The 18,246-nt window shown below is 70.8% G+C and carries 14 protein-coding genes; 9 read left to right on the top strand and 5 right to left on the bottom strand.

Annotated features, from left to right (window positions below; translation table 11 throughout):
- Window position 1 precedes the first annotated feature (1 nt).
- From ACWCPW_RS00280 to ACWCPW_RS00260, 5 genes are all read right to left on the bottom strand, one after another.
- On the bottom strand, window positions 2-2,191 hold the full coding sequence (locus tag ACWCPW_RS00280; protein WP_449759324.1) for a peptidase C14: 2,190 nt from the start codon (window positions 2,189-2,191) through the stop codon (window positions 2-4).
- A gap of 82 nt (window positions 2,192-2,273) precedes the next feature.
- Window positions 2,274-3,137, bottom strand: coding sequence for an SDR family NAD(P)-dependent oxidoreductase (locus tag ACWCPW_RS00275; RefSeq protein WP_449759323.1), 864 nt, complete (start codon window positions 3,135-3,137; stop codon window positions 2,274-2,276).
- Window positions 3,134-3,994, bottom strand: a complete 861-nt coding sequence (locus ACWCPW_RS00270; protein WP_449759322.1) for an amidohydrolase family protein — start codon at window positions 3,992-3,994, stop codon at window positions 3,134-3,136. The genes ACWCPW_RS00275 and ACWCPW_RS00270 overlap by 4 nt, the downstream gene beginning before the upstream one ends.
- Window positions 3,991-5,181, bottom strand: coding sequence for a mandelate racemase/muconate lactonizing enzyme family protein (locus ACWCPW_RS00265; protein WP_449759321.1), 1,191 nt, complete (start codon window positions 5,179-5,181; stop codon window positions 3,991-3,993). Before ACWCPW_RS00265 ends, ACWCPW_RS00270 begins: the two co-directional genes overlap by 4 nt.
- Window positions 5,181-6,554 (bottom strand): aspartate aminotransferase family protein, encoded by a 1,374-nt coding sequence (locus ACWCPW_RS00260; protein WP_449759320.1) that lies wholly within the window; start codon window positions 6,552-6,554, stop codon window positions 5,181-5,183. The genes ACWCPW_RS00265 and ACWCPW_RS00260 overlap by 1 nt, the downstream gene beginning before the upstream one ends.
- A 214-nt stretch (window positions 6,555-6,768) precedes the next feature.
- Between ACWCPW_RS00260 and ACWCPW_RS00255 the strand changes: the two genes are divergently transcribed.
- The 9 genes from ACWCPW_RS00255 to ACWCPW_RS00215 all read left to right on the top strand — a co-directional run bounded on the left by ACWCPW_RS00255 (window position 6,769) and on the right by ACWCPW_RS00215 (window position 18,244).
- Window positions 6,769-7,602 (top strand): IclR family transcriptional regulator, encoded by an 834-nt coding sequence (locus tag ACWCPW_RS00255; RefSeq protein WP_449759319.1) that lies wholly within the window; start codon window positions 6,769-6,771, stop codon window positions 7,600-7,602.
- A 332-nt stretch (window positions 7,603-7,934) separates the two neighbouring features.
- Complete coding sequence (locus tag ACWCPW_RS00250; RefSeq protein WP_449759318.1) at window positions 7,935-10,151, top strand: peptidase C14; 2,217 nt, start codon at window positions 7,935-7,937, stop codon at window positions 10,149-10,151.
- 82 nt (window positions 10,152-10,233) lie between these two features.
- Entirely contained in the window at window positions 10,234-11,526 is a 1,293-nt protein-coding gene (locus ACWCPW_RS00245; protein WP_449759317.1) for a Gfo/Idh/MocA family protein, read from the top strand.
- Between the two features lie 155 nt (window positions 11,527-11,681).
- Window positions 11,682-12,941: an ABC transporter substrate-binding protein gene (locus tag ACWCPW_RS00240; protein WP_402233130.1), complete on the top strand. Its 1,260-nt coding sequence runs from the start codon at window positions 11,682-11,684 to the stop codon at window positions 12,939-12,941.
- A gap of 161 nt (window positions 12,942-13,102) precedes the next feature.
- Entirely contained in the window at window positions 13,103-14,008 is a 906-nt protein-coding gene (locus ACWCPW_RS00235; RefSeq protein WP_449759316.1) for a carbohydrate ABC transporter permease, read from the top strand.
- Window positions 14,009-14,010: 2 nt separating this feature from the next.
- Complete coding sequence (locus tag ACWCPW_RS00230) at window positions 14,011-14,973, top strand: carbohydrate ABC transporter permease (RefSeq protein WP_449759315.1); 963 nt, start codon at window positions 14,011-14,013, stop codon at window positions 14,971-14,973.
- Window positions 14,974-14,982: 9 nt separating this feature from the next.
- Window positions 14,983-16,056 (top strand): NAD-dependent epimerase/dehydratase family protein, encoded by a 1,074-nt coding sequence (locus tag ACWCPW_RS00225; protein ID WP_449759314.1) that lies wholly within the window; start codon window positions 14,983-14,985, stop codon window positions 16,054-16,056.
- 123 nt (window positions 16,057-16,179) lie between these two features.
- Complete coding sequence (locus ACWCPW_RS00220) at window positions 16,180-17,199, top strand: dihydrodipicolinate synthase family protein (protein WP_449759578.1); 1,020 nt, start codon at window positions 16,180-16,182, stop codon at window positions 17,197-17,199.
- The gene (locus tag ACWCPW_RS00215; RefSeq protein ID WP_449759313.1) at window positions 17,183-18,244 is read left to right on the top strand and encodes a hydroxyacid dehydrogenase; all 1,062 of its coding nucleotides are present in this window, start codon (window positions 17,183-17,185) and stop codon (window positions 18,242-18,244) included. The genes ACWCPW_RS00220 and ACWCPW_RS00215 overlap by 17 nt, the downstream gene beginning before the upstream one ends.
- Window positions 18,245-18,246 lie beyond the last annotated feature (2 nt).

The raw sequence follows: 18,246 nt of genomic DNA, 5'->3' as shown, positions 1-18,246 counted from the left end.
CTCAGATCGCCAGGTTCCCGGTGGTGACCACCCGCGGGCCGTCCGTCGGCAGCGCGGTCCGGGTGACGCCGTCCTCGACGCACGTGGTGTGCAGCGCCGAGGACGTGCCCGCGAACGCCTGCGGGCGCAGTTCCAATCGGCCGCCGGTGAACCGGGTCCCGGTGGCCACCCAGTGGTTGACCCCGGATTCCAGCCGCACGTGGGCGCCGTCGGTGGTGGACGCCGCGTCGTGCAACTGCCAGCGTGCGACGCCCGTTCCGGCGGCTCGGGACAGCAGCGCACCGGCGCCGTTGGCGCCGGTCATCCGGGTTCCGGCGCTCACGTGCACGCTCTGGTCGCGGACCGCGGAGAGCACGACGCCGGTGTCGGTCAGCGTGCTCGCGGTCAGCCGCAGCACGGCCGCGCCCACCTCCAGCGGGGCCGCCGCGGGCGAGGCCCCGACGATCGTGCACCCGTCGAAGTCGACCTCGCCCGAACCGCGCAGGATCGCGCCGTCCACGCCGGTGAACGTACAGTCCCGAAAGTGCACGGTGTTGGTCACCGGCGTCTGCACCAGCACCTGCTTCGCGGGCAGATGGAACGTGCAGCCCTCGATGACGTTCGGCCGGGTGGAGCGGGCCGAGCGCTGGCCGATGGCGAACGTGCGCGCGACGCAGCCGCGCAGTTGTACGCCGTCCGCGTTGACCTGGAGGGTGCCGCCCGGGTCGAACGTCGGTCGGGGGATCACCCGGACGTTCTCCAGGGTCAGGTCGGTGATCTTCGTGCCCGCGACGAACCACGAGCACACGTGGTCGCGCACGGTGATGCGTTTCGCCGAAGTACCCCACAGGACACCGGAGTTGGCGATGTCCATCAGCCCCGAGTTGCCCTCGAAGAGCAGGTCGTGCTCGTACTGCCCGTGCGTGGTGAACGGGTTGCCGCCCTGGTCGTCGCCGTCGCCGTGGCAGTTGACCACGTGACAGTAGGCGGACGCGGTCAGGTCGTTCAGGTGTCGGGCGTTGCTGGAGACGCAGTCCTCGACCCGGCCGTACAGGCAGTAGATCTGCTGGGTCAGGTAGCCCGCGCCGCCGTACATCACCGTCGGCGGGTTCTTCAGCGAGGAGCGCGCGGTGTGGAAGTGGGTGCACCAGCGGCGCATGATCACCGGCCAGAACGACCCGGTGGCCTCGATCCCGATCACGTCGCAGCGCACCGCGTACTCGTAGGCGATCGGGTGCGAGCCGGTGTACTCGTCGTCGGCGGGGCCGGCGCCGAGGAACACCATGTTGCGGACGTCGGCGCGCCGGACCGGTTCGACCCGGGTCCAGGTGATGCGGCGTCCGGCGGCCAGTTCCCAGCCGTTGAGATAGTCCACCCGGATGTGCTTGCCGTCGACGACCTGGGTGATCTCGACCAGCTTCTGCAACTCGCGCTCGTAGGTGCCCCCACCCGCGATCGGGTCGATCTCCACGGTCCACCACTCGCCGACCTCGAACCTGCCGGAGTCCGGTACCGGGAAGGCGTCGGTGAGTTCGATGACGGTCTCGGCCAGCGGGTACGCGACCACCGTGTCGGTGACCTTGCCCTTGAAGTACAGGACCGCGCCGAACGGGTTGTCGTGGGTGTTCTTCTCGATGCCGGTGGTGCGGACGGTGTGTCCGCCGAAGTCGAGGACGATCCGGGAGCGGCCGAAGGTGTGCCGCTTGACGAACAGCAGGTCGGTGTGGGCCTCGATCCGGTGGATGTACGGATCGTCGACCATCGCGTCCAGCGCGGCGTCGGCGGGGACCTTGTCGTCCAGGATGCCGAACCGGCGGAAGTCCATCACCCCGTCGTGCACCTGGATCCACCGACCCTCCCGCTTGGGCGCGCCGACCGTGTGCACGGTGCCGCCGTTGGCGGGCAGTTTCGAGCGCGGATCCCAGCGCACCACCATGCCGCCGCCGTCGCCCACCGCGTGATACCCGGCCACCGAGACCATCGTGTCGGCGGGCAGACGGCGGGTGTCCAGGTCCAGGAGCGCGGCGATCGTCGGCACGCTGCCGGAGGGCTCGCGGCGCCCGCCGTCGCGGTCGTCGTCGGGAGAGGCCGAGGCGGTACCCGCGGCCGCCGTGCCGGCGAGCAGCAGCCCGCCCAATCCACCCGCGGCCAACAGGCGGCGGCGGGACGACGAAGGGGAAGAACCGAGTGAGGACATGGGGGTCCCGCTCACTTTCTCGATCCGTGCACGAAGGGGTATACGGGGCGTTCGGAGCCGGACCCCGGAGTGGGGCCGACCGGGACGCACCGGTGAGTCAGAGCGAGTTGCGGTAGGGCGGCATGTGGCGCATCCGGGGCATCTGGTCGGCGAGCACACCGCCGTCCACCACGATCCGGGTGCCGGTCACGTAGGACGCGGCGGGGGAGGCGAGGAAGACCACGGCGCCCGCGCACTCGTCGGGCGTGGCGTACCGCCCGAGCGGGATGCGTTCGCGGTAGGCGGCCTCGAACGGCTCGCGGTCGAGCGGGAATGCGCCGTCGATGGGTGTCTCGACCATGCCCGGGGCCACCGCGTTGACGGTGATCCCGTGGGGGGCCAGTTCCACCGCGAGGCTTTGCACCAGCAGGTCCACACCCGCCTTGGAGGCGTTGTAGTGGGCCAGACCGGCCTCGGCCACATGCGCGTTCTTCGAGGTCACCGCGATGATCCGGCCCGGCACACGGTCCGCGACCATGTGCTCGGCGACCCGCTGGGACAGGAAGAAGACCGCGTCCAGGTTCACCGCGAGCACTCGGCGCCAACTCGCCACGGTGATCTCGTTGAACCGCTCCAGGGCCGCCGTGCCGGCGTTGTTGACCAGGATGTGCAACGGGCCCACATCGGCCCGCAGTTCGTCCACGTAGCCGGCCAGTCCGGCGGTGTCGGCCAGGTCGAACGGTCGGATCCGGGCGGTCCGGCCGCAGGCCTCGACCAAGGCGCTCGTCTCGGTGAGGTCCACGCCCGGGCGGTCGGTGAGCACGACGTCGGCGCCGGCCGCCGCGAGGGCGACCGCGAACGCCCGACCCAGGCCACCGGCGGCGCCGGTGACCAGGGCGGTGCGGTCGGTGAGCGCGAAGTTCGCGCCGGGCCCGCCCGCCGGCGCGAGGCCCGGCCCGCCGGGCGTCGAGGCGCCGGTCACGACAACCCCAGCAGGGGCAGCGCGTCGCGGAAGATCATCCGCTCGACCGCGTCGCGATCCAACGGCGGCAGACCGGGGATGCCCGGCACGGCGGCCACCGCACGCAGACCCGCCACCGACGCGTCCACCGTGGTGAACGGGTAGTCGCTGCCGAACAGCAGCTTGTGCAGCACGCCGTAGTCCTGGGCCAGCCGCAGGCTGTGCCAGAGCTGGAACGGGCGGTAGTGCAGCGCGCTCACGTCCGCGTACAGGTGCGGGTGCTTGCGGATCACCGCGATGCACTCGCCCTCGAACGGATGGCCCAGGTGCGCGAGCACCATCCGCAGTTCGGGATGGCGGATCGCGACCGGATCCAGCAGCCGGGGTTGCGCGTAGGCGATCGGCGCGGCCGAGACGAACGTGGTCCCGGTGTGTACCAGGATCGGCAGGCCGTTGCTCTCGGCGTAGGCGAACAGCGGGTCGTACTGCGGATCCCCCGGGTCGAAGCCCGCGTACATCGGCATCAGCTTGATTCCGCGCAGGCCCAACTCCTGGTGACCGAACCGTAGTTCGTCTTGCCAGCCGGTCTGGGTCGGGTCGATCGACAGATAGCCGATCAGCCGATCGGGCTGTTCGGCCACGTATGCGGCGACCGCCTCGTCCTGGACCCACAGGCCGCTGCGCCGGGCCTTGCCGCCGACCACCACGGTCCGGGTGTCCGCCGGGCTGGACGCCGCGTAGTCGGCCCAGCGCACGGTCAGGTCGACCTCGCCGTCGTGCGCGCGGGCCGAGTCGGCCTTGAACACGTCGTCGAAGTCGCAACACTGGCGGAACAGATGGGAGTGCACGTCGACGATGCCCGAGCGGCCGGCGCTCATGTGCGGTTCCTCTTCTCCCAGCCGTCCGAGAACATGTTCCAGAAGCGGTGGGTGGGCGGGTGTTCGGCGAACACGTCGTCGTCCAACTCGACGCCGAAGCCCGGCGCGGTCGGGATCTCCACGTGCCCGTCGGCGGTCACCGGCAACGTGCCGCGGACCGCGTCGAAGACGTACGGCTCCAGCAGCCCGTCGAACGTCTCCAGGATCTTGAAGTTGGTGATCCCGAGCGAGGCGTGCACGGAAACCGTGGTGCACAGCGGCGAGTTGGAGTTGTGCGGGGCGACCATGACGCCGTGCGTGTCGGCGATCGCGGCGATCTTGCGCACCTCGGTGAGTCCGCCCGCCATGGACAGGTCGGGCTGGATGATGTCCACCGCGTTCGTGGCGAACAACTGCTTGTACTCGTAGCGGTTGTGGAAGTGCTCGCCGCCGGAGATCGGGAACGGCGCGCGGGCGCGCAGTTCCGCGTAGCGCTCGATGTGGGTCCACGGCATCGGCTCCTCGAGCCAGCCGATGTCGAACGGCTCCAGGGCCCGCAGCAGCGCGGACGCGGTGGTCATCGCGAATCGCGCGTGGCCCTCGATGAACAGGTCCACGTCCGGCCCGATCGCCTCGCGGACCGCGCCGACCAGCTCGACCGACTGCCGCAGTTCGGCCCGCGAGAGCTCGTGCAGGCCGGCCCCGAACGGGTCGAACTTGAGCGCCGAGTAGCCCTTGGCCACGGTCTCCCTGGCCTTGGCCGCGAACACGTCGGGCTCGCGCTCGCCGTTGTACCAACCGTTGGCGTACACCCGGACCCGGTCGCGGCAGGCGCCGCCGGTGAGCCGGTAGACCGGGACACCCAGCGCCTTGCCCATCAGGTCGTGCATGGCCTGGTCGAAGCCGGACAGCGCGATCCCGCCGACGTCCCCGCCGCGCAGGAAGTCGCCCTGGTACAGCCGCAGCCACAGTTCCTCGGTGTCGAACGGGTCGGCGCCGATCAGGTGCCGGTTCGCCAACGCCTGGGCCAGCGCCGCCGTTTCGGCGACCCGGTAGGGGTGGGTGATCTCGCCGACGCCGGACAGGCCCTGGTCGGTGTGCACGCGCACGTAGCCGAAGTCGCGCCACGCGGTGCCCAGGAGCAGCGTTTCGACGTGGGTGATCCGGCCGGCCGGGCCGGTGGGTCGGGTGCGGTCGACGACCAACATCAGCGTGCCGTCCCTTCGATCGCGCCGCCCATCGTGGACGTGCCGGCCAACTCGCCGATTCCGCCGTCCTTGATCGCGTCCTGCACGGCCAGTTCGGTCGCGGCGATCAGGTGGTCGACGTCCGCGTCGGTGTGCGCGTACGAGATGTGGCTGCGCTTGAGGTTCAGCGGCAGTTCGAACACGCCGTGCTCCAGGAGTCGGCGGCGGTAGCCGATGAACAGGCCGGCGTCGTTGGCGAGCAGGTCGTCGTAGCTGCGTGGGACGCCGCCGGACATGAAGTAGGTGACGAACACCGAGCCGTAGCCGGTGACCACGGCCGGGACGCCCAACCGGGCGTACATCTCGCCCAGGCCGGTGCGAACCCGCTCGCCGAGGCGGAACACGTGCTCGTGTACCGGCTCCTCGCGCAGCTTGCGCAGGGTCTCCAGGGCGGCGGCGACCACCCACGGGTGGCCGTTGTAGGTGCCGGCGAAGAACGCGGGGGCGCCGGGGAGGGTGCTGAACTGGTCCATCAGGTCGGCCCGGCCGCCGAGCGCGCCGACCGGGGCGCCGTTGGCGATGGCCTTGCCGAACGTGGTGAGGTCGGGGGTGACACCGGCGATCTTCTGGTAGCCGCCCAGGTCGTGCCGGAAGCCGGTGATGACCTCGTCGAAGACCAGCACCGAGCCATGCGCGGTGCACTGTTCGCGCAGCGTGCCGAGGAACTCGGGGTCGGGCAGCAGGCAGCCGACGTTGTGCGGGATCGGCTCCAGGATCACCGCGGCGATGTCCGCGCCGTGCTCGGCGAACGCGGTGCGCACCGCGGCCGGGTCGTTGAACGGCAGGACCAGGGTGGCCTCGAGCACCTCGGGCAGGATGCCGGTCGAGATCGGGTCGTGTGCGCCGACCGCTTCGGGCGAGGAGATCACGTTCAGGCTCACCGAGTCGTGCCAACCGTGGTAGCAGCCCTGGAACTTCACCACCAGGCGGCGACCGGTGACCGCGCGGGCGACCCGCAGCGCGTGGAAGGTGGCCTCGCTGCCGGTGCTGGTGAGCAGCACCTTCTCCACCGAGGGGACCAGTTCGACCAGGGTTTCGGCGAGGGTGATCTCGCCCTCGGTGACGGCCACGCCGGTCAGGTCCAGGCGGCCCGCCGCCTCGTGCACCGCGCGCCGCACGTCCGGGTCGTTGTGGCCGAGCAGCGGCGGGCCGAACGCGGAGTGGTAGTCGGTGAAGACGCGACCCTCGGCATCGGTGAAGTTCGCGCCGCTGGTGGTGGTGACGACCAGTTCGGTCAGGCCCGGGATCCGGCGCTGACCGCTGTTCACCCCGCCCGGGATGACCCGAAGGGCTCGGGCGGGAAGGGAGTCGGTGGCGGCTGTGCCGACACTCATCGGTGGGCTCCTTGCGTCGTTCGTGACCGTTCGGATCCGCGGCCCTGCCAGGCCTTGGATCACCGGCGCCATCCGCCTTCGGCACGCGTCGCAGGTGTTGCGCTTGCTCTACACCGTGTTTTCTGAACACTGTTCGACAGGACCGAACAGTTCCAGACCTTACATTTGCATGTACGGGGCAGTCAAGGGGTCCGGACCGGTAATGTGTTCTGCTATGTCGAACAGCGTTAACGAGAATGTCGAGGAGTCGAAGTACTGGGTGAAGTCCGTCGCCCGGGCCGCGGACATCCTCGAGGTGCTCTCCACACGTGGTCCGGGGGACGGCATGAGCGTCACCGAGGTCGGTCAGGCCTGCGGGATCTCCAAGAGCGCCACCTTCGGACTGCTCCAGACCCTGCGCGGCTACGGCCTCGTCTCGGACGACGGGGAAGGGATGAATCGGCGCTACCGGCTCGGGATGGGCCTGGCCCGGCTCGGCGATCGGGCCCAGTCGCAGGTGTCCCTGCGCGATGTGGCCCGGCCGGTGCTGGCCGAGCTGACCAGGGAGACCGGCATGGCCGCGCGCTTCGCGGTGCCCGAGGGCGGGCTCGCGGTGGTCGTGGACCAGGTCGGGATAGAACAGCGGGTACGCCTGGACCTGCGCATGGGCGTGCGCGAACTGCCGCACTGCACCGGACTGGGCAAGGCCATCCTGTCCGCGCTGCCCGAGGCCGAGGCGCGCGCGGTGATCGAGCGCTCGGGCCTGCCCCGGCGCACGTCGCACACGATCACCGACACCGCGACCCTGCTCGCGCATCTGCGCGACATCCGGCAGACCGGCTACGCGCTGGACGACGAGGAGGACGCGGACGGGATCTTCTGCATCGGCAGCCCGGTCCGCGACCACCGGGACCTGTGCGTGGGCGCGATCAGCATCACCGGTCTCAAGCTCGACCTGCCGGGCTGGCGGTTCCAGGAGCTGGGCCGCCAGGTGCGGGCGGGCGCGCTGCGGGTCAGCCGCGAGTTGGGCAGCACGGAGAGTGGCGAGGGCGAGGTCGACACCGGCTGAAATACGCCGGTGGGCAATCGGACCGATGGGGTCGCAACGGGATGATCCGTCGCGACCCCATCGTGTTCCCCCGATCACGGACGATGAAAGTCCGCCACGAGGTCTTGACCAGGAACGTCGGGCGGGTCTACGTTCCTTGACTCATCAGGGCCCGCACGTTCGCTGCCACGAATCGTGCCCGGTTTCCGGCCCTGGGGTCGACGGTCCGTCACCGGACTCACACGGCCCGCCCCAAGCCATCCGCCGCGCGTCTCCCACCCGTTGGGAACGCCGCATCGGCACGTGTCACGGGAAGCGTCCTCACCCCCCTGCCGCCGAAGGCCGAGGTCCCGATGAGCACGTCCCCCGAAACTTCCACCGCCGCCACGACCCCGTCCGGCGCGCCCGCGTCCTCCCGCCGCCGCCTGCTCGCCGCGGGCGGCCTGGGCGGCCTGCTGCTGGCCGGCACCGCCGCGACGGGTACGGCCGCCGCCGCCTCGTCCGCGTCCTCGTCCTTCGACGATCGACACGAGGACGGCAACGTCCCCACCGGTGTCGCCACCGTCGCCGCGCTGCTGCGCCTGGAGACCCGCCGACTGGCCCCGAACACCATCGTGGTGGTGGCCGGCTATCACGCGGCGGGCGACGGCGGCGGCATGGTGGTGCGCTGGGACCCGCGCGCGAGCCTGCCGGTCAACGGCGGGACCGTACTGGCCAATCCCTCGCCCAAGCGGGAGGGTCGGTGGATCCAGGTGCACGACGGGGTGATGGACTTCCGCCGGTTCGGCATCCTGGACGACAAGGTCCCCGCCGACGCCGCGCTGGACGCGATGGTCGACGATCCGTACATCCACCGGATCGAGGCCCACAGCGACCTGCTGTTCGTCAAGCGGCACACCTTCGGCCGCTCCCGGATCGTCCTCGACTTCGGCGGACACACCGTCCGCACCACCGGCATCGAGAAGAACACCCACGACAACCCGTTCGGCGCGGTCCTGTACTTCAAGGGCAAGGTCACCGACACGGTGGTCAAGGCCAAGCTGTCCCAGCCGATGCCCGACCTGGCGGACGTCTTCGAGGTGCCGGACAGCGCGGCCTTCAAGGTCGGCGACTGGTGGGCGGTCACCATCGACCCGGAACCGGGCAAGGGCAAGTACGAGCAGGAGGTGCAGCGCCTGGTCGAGATCACCCGGCTCGTCGACGCGACGCACATCCGGGTCGGCTACAAGATCGGCTGGGACCTCGCCGCCGGCCGCACCTTCACCTGGACCCGGATCGAGCCGGTGGACCGCGCGCACGTGCGCAACATGGTCTTCCAGGGCGTCCAGGACGGCGACCAGTACACCGGGTCGCACCCGATCGCCTACGAGTACACGATCCACTGCGACGTCGAACACGTCGACGCGGTCGGCTCGTTCTGGCCGGTGGTGATGCGCCGCTGGTGCACCCACTACCGCACCCGCGCGTGCTCGCTGAAGAACCCGGCCAGCGTCACGTGGGGCGGCGCGGGCTACCTGACCCAGCAGATCTACTGCCTGTACGGGCACGTCGAGGACTGCCACGTCGCGAACAGCCGGCACCTCAACGACCTGACCGCGTCCGCCTACTGCTACGTGACCAACTGTCACGGCGACGGTGACGACCAGGGCCCGTTCGTGACGCATGGTCAGTTCGAGCACGACCTCGTCTACACCGGCAACTCGGGTCTGATGACCTTCGCCAACTCCGGTGCCGCGTGGGGCTCGGTGGCCAAGCGCATCACCGTGCGCAAGCACGTGTGCTCGTGGTTCGTGGCCCGGGTCAAGATCACCGATCTGACCCTGGAGGACATGCAGGTGATCGGCAAGCCGGCACTGGCCGGCTCCGGGATGTTGTGGGTCAACGCCGACGGCGTGCAGATCCGCGGCTGCACCGCCTCCGGGCCGCTGATCGTGTCGCAGTCGTCCAACCGTTCGCAGCGCGCCAACGTGATCGCCGACTCGACGTTCACCCTCGGCAAGGACGCCGAGATCACCCAGGCCAATGTGAGCGGCGAACTGCACCTGCACCGGGTCACCCTCAAGGGCCTGGACAACGCGAGCCTGAAGAACGCCGGGCGGCTCGTACTCGCCGATTGCACGCTGGTGGGCACGCCGACCGCCGCACCGACCACGGTGACCGGCCCCGCGCTGAGCGTGGTGGGTGGCGAACTGCGGGACACCGGGCTGCGGTTCGCGGGCACCGGCGACCAGAGTGCGGCGCTGTCGCGGACCCGGCTCGGCGGCACCAACGCGGCCCGCGCGCTGCTTTCGCGCACCGGCGGCGCCCGCACCGTCTCCTGGCAGTTGGACGGCTGCGTGTCCACCGCGGCCGACCCGGCCACCGCACACGTGCTGGTCACCGACGGGCCCAACCGCTATCGCGCGGCGGGCAGCACGTTCACCGGCGGTCGGCTCGAACTCGCCGGCGCGGCCTTCGCCGGCACCAGCGCGCTGTTGCACGGCGGCTGCGTCGAGGACGGCGTCACACGTACCGCAGTGCCCGACGAGGGCCCGCGCGTCGCGCACACCGCCGGCAACCAGCTCCTCTGACCCGCCGTCACCCCGGGCCGCGACCCGCTCGTACGCGCGGCCACCGTCGTATCCGCAACACCCTCGCACCACGGGAAGCACCATGACCGCCCCCAGTTCGACCATGCACACCGGCCGACCGGCCGTCACCGACCGACCCGTACGGGTCGCCCTGGTCGGTGCGGGCAACCGAGGCCTGACCTACACCGATTGGATCCATCGGCACCCCGACCGCGCCGAACTGGTCGCGGTGGCCGACCCGCGCGCCTCCGCCCGGGAAGCGGCGGGAGCGAGCGCGCAGTTCGAGGACTGGCGTGCGCTGCTCGACGAGCGGATCGCGGACGCGGTGATCGTGGCCACCCAGGACCGCGAGCACGTGGAGCCGATCCTGGCACTGGCCGAGGCCGGCTACGCGATCCTCACCGAGAAGCCGATGGCCGCCACCGAGGCGGACTGCCGGCGGATCGTCGAGGGTGTCGCCGCGGCCGGCGTCCCGTTCGCGGTGTGCCACGTGCTGCGCTACACGCCCTACACCGACCTGGTCAAGGGCGTCCTGGACTCCGGTGTGCTCGGCTCGATCGTGAGCCTGGACCTGCTGGAGCCGGTCGGCTGGTGGCACTACGCGCACTCGTACGTGCGCGGCCCGTGGAGCCGGGAGGCGGACTCCTCGCCGATGATCCTGGCCAAGTCCTCGCACGACCTGGACTGGATCGGCTACGTCACCGGCGCCCGGATCGAGACGGTGGCCAGCTTCGGCGGGCTCGCGCACTTCAAGCCGGAGAACGCGCCGGCCGGCTCGGCCCGCAACTGCCTGGACTGCGCGGTCGAACCCGACTGCCCGTACTCGGGTCCCAAGCTCTACTTCCCGGCGCTGCGCGAGACCGGCGACGCGTGGCCGATCAACCACGTCACCGACGCCGCGCACGGGCCGCAGGATCAGGCCGAGTTGGTCCGGGCGCTGCGCGAAGGCCCGTACGGGCGCTGTGTCTACCACTGCGACAACGACGTGGTGGACCACCAGGTGGTGGCGATGCGGTTGTCCGGCGGGATCACCGCGACCTTCACGATGACCGCGTTCACCGAGCAGACACACCGCCAGGTGCGGATCTTCGGCAGCCACGGCTGGTTGCGCGGCGACGGCGAGAAGGTCACCGTGCACAGCTTCGCCGACGACCGGGTGGTCACCCACGACACAGGTGCCTCCGGGTCGAACGCGGCGGACGGACACGGCGGCGGCGATACCGCGCTGATCGACGCGTTCGTCACCGCGCTGGCCACCGGCGACCACGCCCACATCCGTTCCAACGGCGTCGACTCGCTCGGCAGCCACCTCGCCGCGTTCGCCGTCGAACGCTCCCGACACGGCGGCAACACCGAGGCCGTACCCGCGAGTTGAGCGACGCCCCGTTCGGTTGAGCAACCCCGAGCCGGCCCGGCCGCTCGAGCCGTCCCGCCATCGCCGCCTGCCGGCGGTAGGCGAGCGGTCGGGCCACCGCCTCGGCCGATGAACTGACACCCCGTCAAACCCCGCTGTCAGGAGACGCGACCCCCATGAGAAGAAGCATCCGTCCGCGTACCGTCCGCGCGATCGCCCTCCCGGTGCTCGCCACCGCCCTCACCGTGAGCCTCGCCGCGTGCGGCGGCTCCTCCGGCCCCGGATCGGGCGGCAAGTCGATCACCACCTGGATGTACCCGGTGATCGCCGACGAGGCGAAGAACAAGGAGTACTGGGCCGGCCTCAGCGACGCGTTCAGCAAGGCCAACCCCGGCTACAAGGTCAAGGTCGAGACCTATCCGTGGGCCAACCGCGACACCGCGCTGGCCACCGCGATCGCGGCGAACAAGGGCCCGGACGTGGTCTACCTGGTGCCCGACCAACTGCCCAAGTACCAGCGCAGCCTGGTGCCCGCGGACGAGTACATGCCCGCCGCCGACAAGGCCGACTACCGCAAGGCCGCGCTGGATTCGGTGAGCGTGGAGGGCAAGCCGATGGCGACCCCGCTGCTGACCAGCGCCAACCCGCTGATCTGCGACAAGCGGGTGTTCGCCGCGGTCGGCGAGACGAACTACCCGGCCACCTGGGACGACCTGCTCAACCTGGCGCCGAAGCTCAAGGACAAGGGCTACCAGGCGACCAGCTACAGCGGCGACACCCAGCAGACGCTGAACCTGACCTGGTACCCGATGTTGTGGCAGGCGGGCGGTGACGTGTTCGCCGCCGACGGCAAGTCGGTCGCGTTCAACTCCGAGGCCGGCGTCAAGGCGCTGAGCTTCCTCAAGACCCTGGTGGACAAGGGCTACACGGACAAGGACCAGGTCACCACCACGCCCAAGCTGGAGCAGACCCCGGTGGCCAAGGGCAAGGTCGCCTGCACGTGGCAGAACACCCCGGCCGACGTGGAGAAGTTCTGGGGCAAGGAGAACACGGTCGTGCTGCCGCCGCTCAAGGACGTCAAGTCCGCGGGGTACGGCACGGTCGGCTCGTTCGCGATGCTCAAGGGCGCCAACAAGGACGCCGCGGGCAAGTGGATCTCCTTCGTCGCCAAGCCGGAGAACAGCCTCGCGCTGGTCAAGTCCAACGGCTACTTCCCGGCCCGCACCTCGGCCGCCGATCCCTACCCCGGGGACAAGCTCCAGGCCGACGTGGCCAAGACGCTCGACGTGATGAGCGCCGGCCCGCTCAAGGAGAAGTCGCGCGACGTGATGGGCGTGCTCGCGCCGGAGATCCAGGCCGCGCTGATCGGCAACAAGAGCCCCAAGGACGCGCTCAACGACGCGGCCAAGGCGGCGAACGCGCTGCTCGCGCGCTGACCCCCGACCGGGCGGCCCGGCCCCCGCGTCCGGGCCGCCCACCCCTCCCACCCTCGTCTTCCCCGTCCGCCGTCCGCGCTTGATCCGTTCCCCTCCGTTCCCCTCCGTTCCCCTTCGTTCCCCTTCGTTCCTCATCCGTTCCTCAGCCCAAGGAGGTCCCCGTGGCCGCAGTCGCGGAACAACCCCGCAGGCTCCGCCGACGCGGGCCGCACGCCCGCCGCGAGGCCCGAATCGGGCTGCTGTTCGTCCTGCCCGCCTTCGTGCTGTTCGTGCTGTTCCGTTTCGGCCCCAGCATCGCCGGCGTGCTGCTCGGCTTCACCGACTACTCGCTGATGGACTCGCCGAAGTTCACCGGCCTGGACAACTTCACCCGCCTGTGGGACGACCCGGTCTTCTGGTCCTCGCTCAGGGTGACCGTGCTCTACACGGTGATCACCGTGCCCGGCACGATCATCGCCGCGCTCGGGCTCGCGCTGCTGACCCGGCGCGCCTTCCGCGGTTCGAAGCTGTTCCGCTCGATCTTCTTCCTCCCGGTGGTCACCAGCCTCGTGCTCGCCTCCACCGTCTTCATCTGGATCTTCTCCACCGACGGACCGTGGTCCACGGTGATGGGTTGGATCGGCGGACACACCGAATCCTGGTTGGCCGACGACGTGTTCGTGGTGCCGGCGCTGGCGATCGTGGGCATCTGGTCGCGGTTCGGCTACGGCATGCTGATCCTGCTGGCAAGCCTGCAGAACGTGCCCCGGGAACTGGAGGAGGCCGCGCTCACCGACGGCGCCGGTCCCTGGCAGCGCTTCCGCTACATCATCGCGCCGAGCCTGAAGCCCGCGCTGTTCTTCCTCGCCGTGATCGAGACCACCGCCAGCTTCCAGGTCTTCGACGCGGTGTACGTGATGACCGGCGGCGGCCCGGCGAACGCCAGCTACACGCTGGTGTTCCAGCTCTACGACGCCGGCTTCAAGTACTTCGATCTCGGCTACGCCAGCGCGATCGGCCTGGCCCTGTTCGTGCTGACGCTCATCGTGGCGATCATCCAGCGCCTGGTGATCGGGAAGGAGAAGTGACCATGTCCCTCGACACCCACGAGGTCGCCGAGATCACGCCGCCGCCGGTCGCTGCGGCGAAGAGCGAACCGGCGGGCGCCCGCCCGTGGTTGCGCCGCCGCGACCGCTCCGGTCGCAGCCGCGAGCAGGACACCGTGCCGTACGCGATGCGCGGCACCCGGCGCGGCAAGGTGTTGCGCGGCCTGCTGCTCGGCGTGGTCGCGCTGGCCACGATCTTCCCGTTCTACGCGATGGTCGTGTTGTCCCTGAAGCCGTCCGGCGCGGTCGAGTTCCCGGGCAGCCTGCTGCCGTGGAACCTGACCACCAGCGCGTACAGCGACGTCCTCGGTTCGCAGGACGTCCCCCAGTGGCTGATCAACACGCTCATCTACTCGATCGTCGGCGTGCTCGGCACGCTGCTGCTGTCCGCGCTGGCCGGCTACGCGTTCGCCAAGAAGCGCTTCCCCGGCCGCGAGGCGATGTTCTGGTCGTTCCTGTCGATGGTCATGGTCCCGTACCACGTGACCATGATCCCGACGTTCGTCCTGATCGCGAAGATGAACGGCGTCGACACCTACTGGGGTCTGATCCTGCCGTCGCTGGCCAACGCGCAAGCGGTGTTCCTGATGCGGCAGTTCATCCAGGGACTCCCGGACGAGCTGTTCGAGGCGGCGAAGATCGACGGTGCCTCGGAGTTCCAGATCTTCGTCCGGATCGTGCTGCCGCTGATCAAGCCGATCCTGGCCACCCTGGGCACGTTCGTCTTCCTGTGGCACTGGAACGACTTCCTGTGGCCGTTGATCGTCGGTCAGAGCACGGACATGCGCACGCTGACCGTCGGCATCGCCTCGCTGCAACAACAGAACGTGCCGCTGAACGTGGTCCTCGCGGGCTCCGTGGTCGCGTTCGTCCCCATCTTCATGGCCTACCTCGTGGGCCAGCGCTACGTCACCGAAGGCGTGGCGGCAACCGGAATCAAGGGCTGATCTCGCGTCATGAATGAGGTGGCTGTAGCTGTGGCCGAAGCGAAAGGCACGCCCGCCGGGCTCGCGTTCCCGGACGGCGAGGCCGCGTTGGAGGAACTCCTCGCGACCCCGTCCGCGGCGCTGATCGCGGACCTGGCCGATCTGGAGGGCGACCTGGTCGTGCTGGGCGCGGGCGGCAAGATGGGCCCGAGCCTGTGCCGGCTGGCCCGCCGCGCGCTGGACGCGGCCGGGCGCGAGGAGGTGCGGGTGTACGCGGTCTCGCGCTGGTCGGACCGTGCCGCGGCCGAGGCGTTGGAGGCCGACGGAGTACGAACCGTCGCGTTCGACCTGATGACCGGCGACCCGGCGGAACTGCCGGACGCGGGCAACGTGGTCTTCATGGTCGGCGCCAAGTTCGGCTCGGCCGGCGCCCCCGGGCACGCGTGGGCGGTCAACGCCGCGCTGCCGGACCGGATCGCGCGCCGCTACCCGGCCGCGCGGATCGCCGCGTTCTCCACCGGCAATGTGTACCCACTGGTGGCCGCGGGCTCCGGTGGCAGCGTGGAGAGCGACCCGGTCGGGCCGGTCGGCGAGTACGCGATGTCCTGCCTGGGCCGCGAGCGGGTGTTCACCCACGCCGCGACCACGCGTGGCACCCGGGTCTCGCTGATCCGGCTCAACTACGCGGTGGACCTGCGCTACGGCGTGCTCGCCGACATCGCGGCGGCGGTGTACGCGGGCGAGCCGGTGGATGTGACGACGGGTCAGGCCAACGTGGTGTGGCAGGGTTACGCCAACGAGGTCGCGCTGCGTTCGCTCCAGCACGCGGCGACGCCGTTCACGGTGAACCTGACCGGACCCGAGACCGCGTCCGTACGGCGCCTGGCGGCCCTGTTCGGTGCCGAGTTCGGCCGGGAGGCGATCGTGACCGGTGCCGAATCGGGCAGCGCGCTGCTGTCCGACGCGAGTCTGTGCCACGAGTTGTTCGGCTATCCCGAGGTCCCCCTGCGCACACTCGTGGCCTGGCAGGCGGACTGGATCCGGCGCGGGCATCCGCTGTCCGGCAAGGCAACCAAGTTCCAGGTCCGCGACGGAAAGTTCTGAGGCATCGTGATCAACTCCGCAACGGATTACCCGGGTTCGATCGGCGCGGTGGACCCGGTCGACCCGGCAGGTTCGATCGACCCGGTCGGCTCGACCGATTCGGCCGGATCCTCGCCCTCGCCGATCGAGCTGTTGCTCGAAGGCACCGTGATCCCCGCGCATCCGCTCGCGCTGGACGCCGAGGGACGGTTCGACGAACGCCGGCAGCGGGCCCTGACCCGGTACTACCTCGGCTCCGGCGCGGGCGGGATCGCGGTCGGCGTGCACACCACGCAGTTCGAGATCCGCAGGCCCGAGGTCGGCTTGCTGCGGCCGGTGTTGGAACTGGCCGCCGAGACGGTCGCCCGCGAGGCGGGCCGCCCGGTGGTACGGGTGGCCGGAGCCTGCGGGTACACCGCCCAGGCGGTGGCCGAGGCCGAACTCGCCGCGTCGCTCGGCTACGACGCGGTGCTGCTCAGCCCCGCCGTGCCGGGGGCGGACGAACAGGGGCTGCTGGACCGGGCCCGCGCGGTCGGCGAGGTGCTGCCGGTGATCGGGTTCTACCTCCAGGACGCGGTGGGCGGACGATTCCTGACCCCCGAGTTCTGGCGTGCGTTCGCGGACATCCCGAGTGTGGCCGCGATCAAGATCGCGCCGTTCGACCGCTACCGCACCGCGGACGTGCTCTCCGCGGTGGCCGGCGCCGACCGGGCGGGCGAGGTGGCGCTGTACACCGGCAACGACGACGCGATCATCACCGACCTGCTCACCCCGTACCGGGCCGGCGACCGGCCGCGCTGGTTCGCCGGCGGCCTGCTCGGCCAGTGGGCGGTCTGGACGTCGACCGCGGTCACGCTGCTCGACCGGGTCCGCCGCGCCCGCGCGGGCGATCATCGGCTGATAGTCGAACTGCTGGGCCAGGCACCGGAGTTGACCGACGCGAACTCGGCGGTGTTCGACGTGCGCGGCGGCTTCCGCGGCTGCATCGCGGGCGTGCACGAGGTGCTCCGGCGCCAGGGCCTGCTGGCGGGCACGTGGTGCCTGGATCCGGCGGAGGCGCTGTCGCCGGGACAGGCCGAGGAGATCGAGCGGGTGTCGAAGGCCTACCCGTGGCTGACCGACGACGCGTTCGTGGCGGAGCACCTCGATGCCTGGCTCGCCTAGTCCGGGCCGGGCCGGTGGGCGGCCCGATCGCGCCGTGGTCGTGCTGGCCGTCCCGCCCGGGCTGCGCGCGGAGTTCTTCGGCGCGGCCGACCCTGCCGGTCCGGGTGGGCCGGCCGAGCGGCTGCGGGCGGTGGCCGACCTCGTGACGGTGGACGATCCCGCCGATGTCGAGGCGCTGCGCGCGGCCTTGGGGGTCGCCGACGTCGTGGTGTCGTCGTGGGGGATGCCCCGGCTGACCGGCGAGCTGCTCGCGGCGGCGCCCCGGGTCGGGCTGTTGGCGCACACCGGAGCCGCGATCACGCCGGTCGTGGGCGCGGACGCCTTCGCGCGCGGGGTGCGGGTGACGCAGGCCGGCCAGGGCATGGCCCGGTCCGTGGCCGAGGTGGCGCTGGCCTTCACGCTCGCGCTGCTGCATCGGACCCATCGCTACGACCACGCGTTGCGCGGCGGACGCGAGTGGGAGGCGGCCTCGATCGCACCGGCCCGGCACGAGGTGCTCGGATCCCGGATCGGCGTGGTCGGCGCGTCCCGGACCGGTCGCGCGTACATCGAGGTCACTCGTGCGCTCGGCGCCCGGGTCCAGGTCGCCGACCCCACCCTGAGCGCCGCCGACGCGGCCGGTCTGGGAGTCGAACTCGTCGAGCTGGACCGGCTCCTGACCACCAGCCGGATCGTCGCGCTGCACGCGCCGTCGCTACCGGCGACGCGGCACCTGATCGGGGCCCGCGAGTTGGCCCTGCTCGCGGACGGCGCGGGCCTGGTGAACACCGCGCGCTCGTGGCTGGTCGACGAGCGGGCGCTGCTCGCGGAGTTGCGCACCGGCCGGATCGACGCCGCGCTGGACGTCTACGACGCGGAGCCGCTGCCCGTGGACCACGCGTTCCGGGCACTGCCCAATGTGCTGCTGACGCCGCATCGGGCCGCCGGTACGGTCGAGTGTCGCCGCCGCCAGGGCGACATCGTCCTGGACGAGGTGGAGCGCTATCTGACCGGCCGCGCACTCGACCACGAGGTCGGCCCCGAGGCGCTCACCCGCGTCGGCTGAAT

The organism is Embleya sp. NPDC001921, from assembly GCF_053594475.1.
This window is presented reverse-complemented; position numbering and strand designations above follow the sequence as displayed.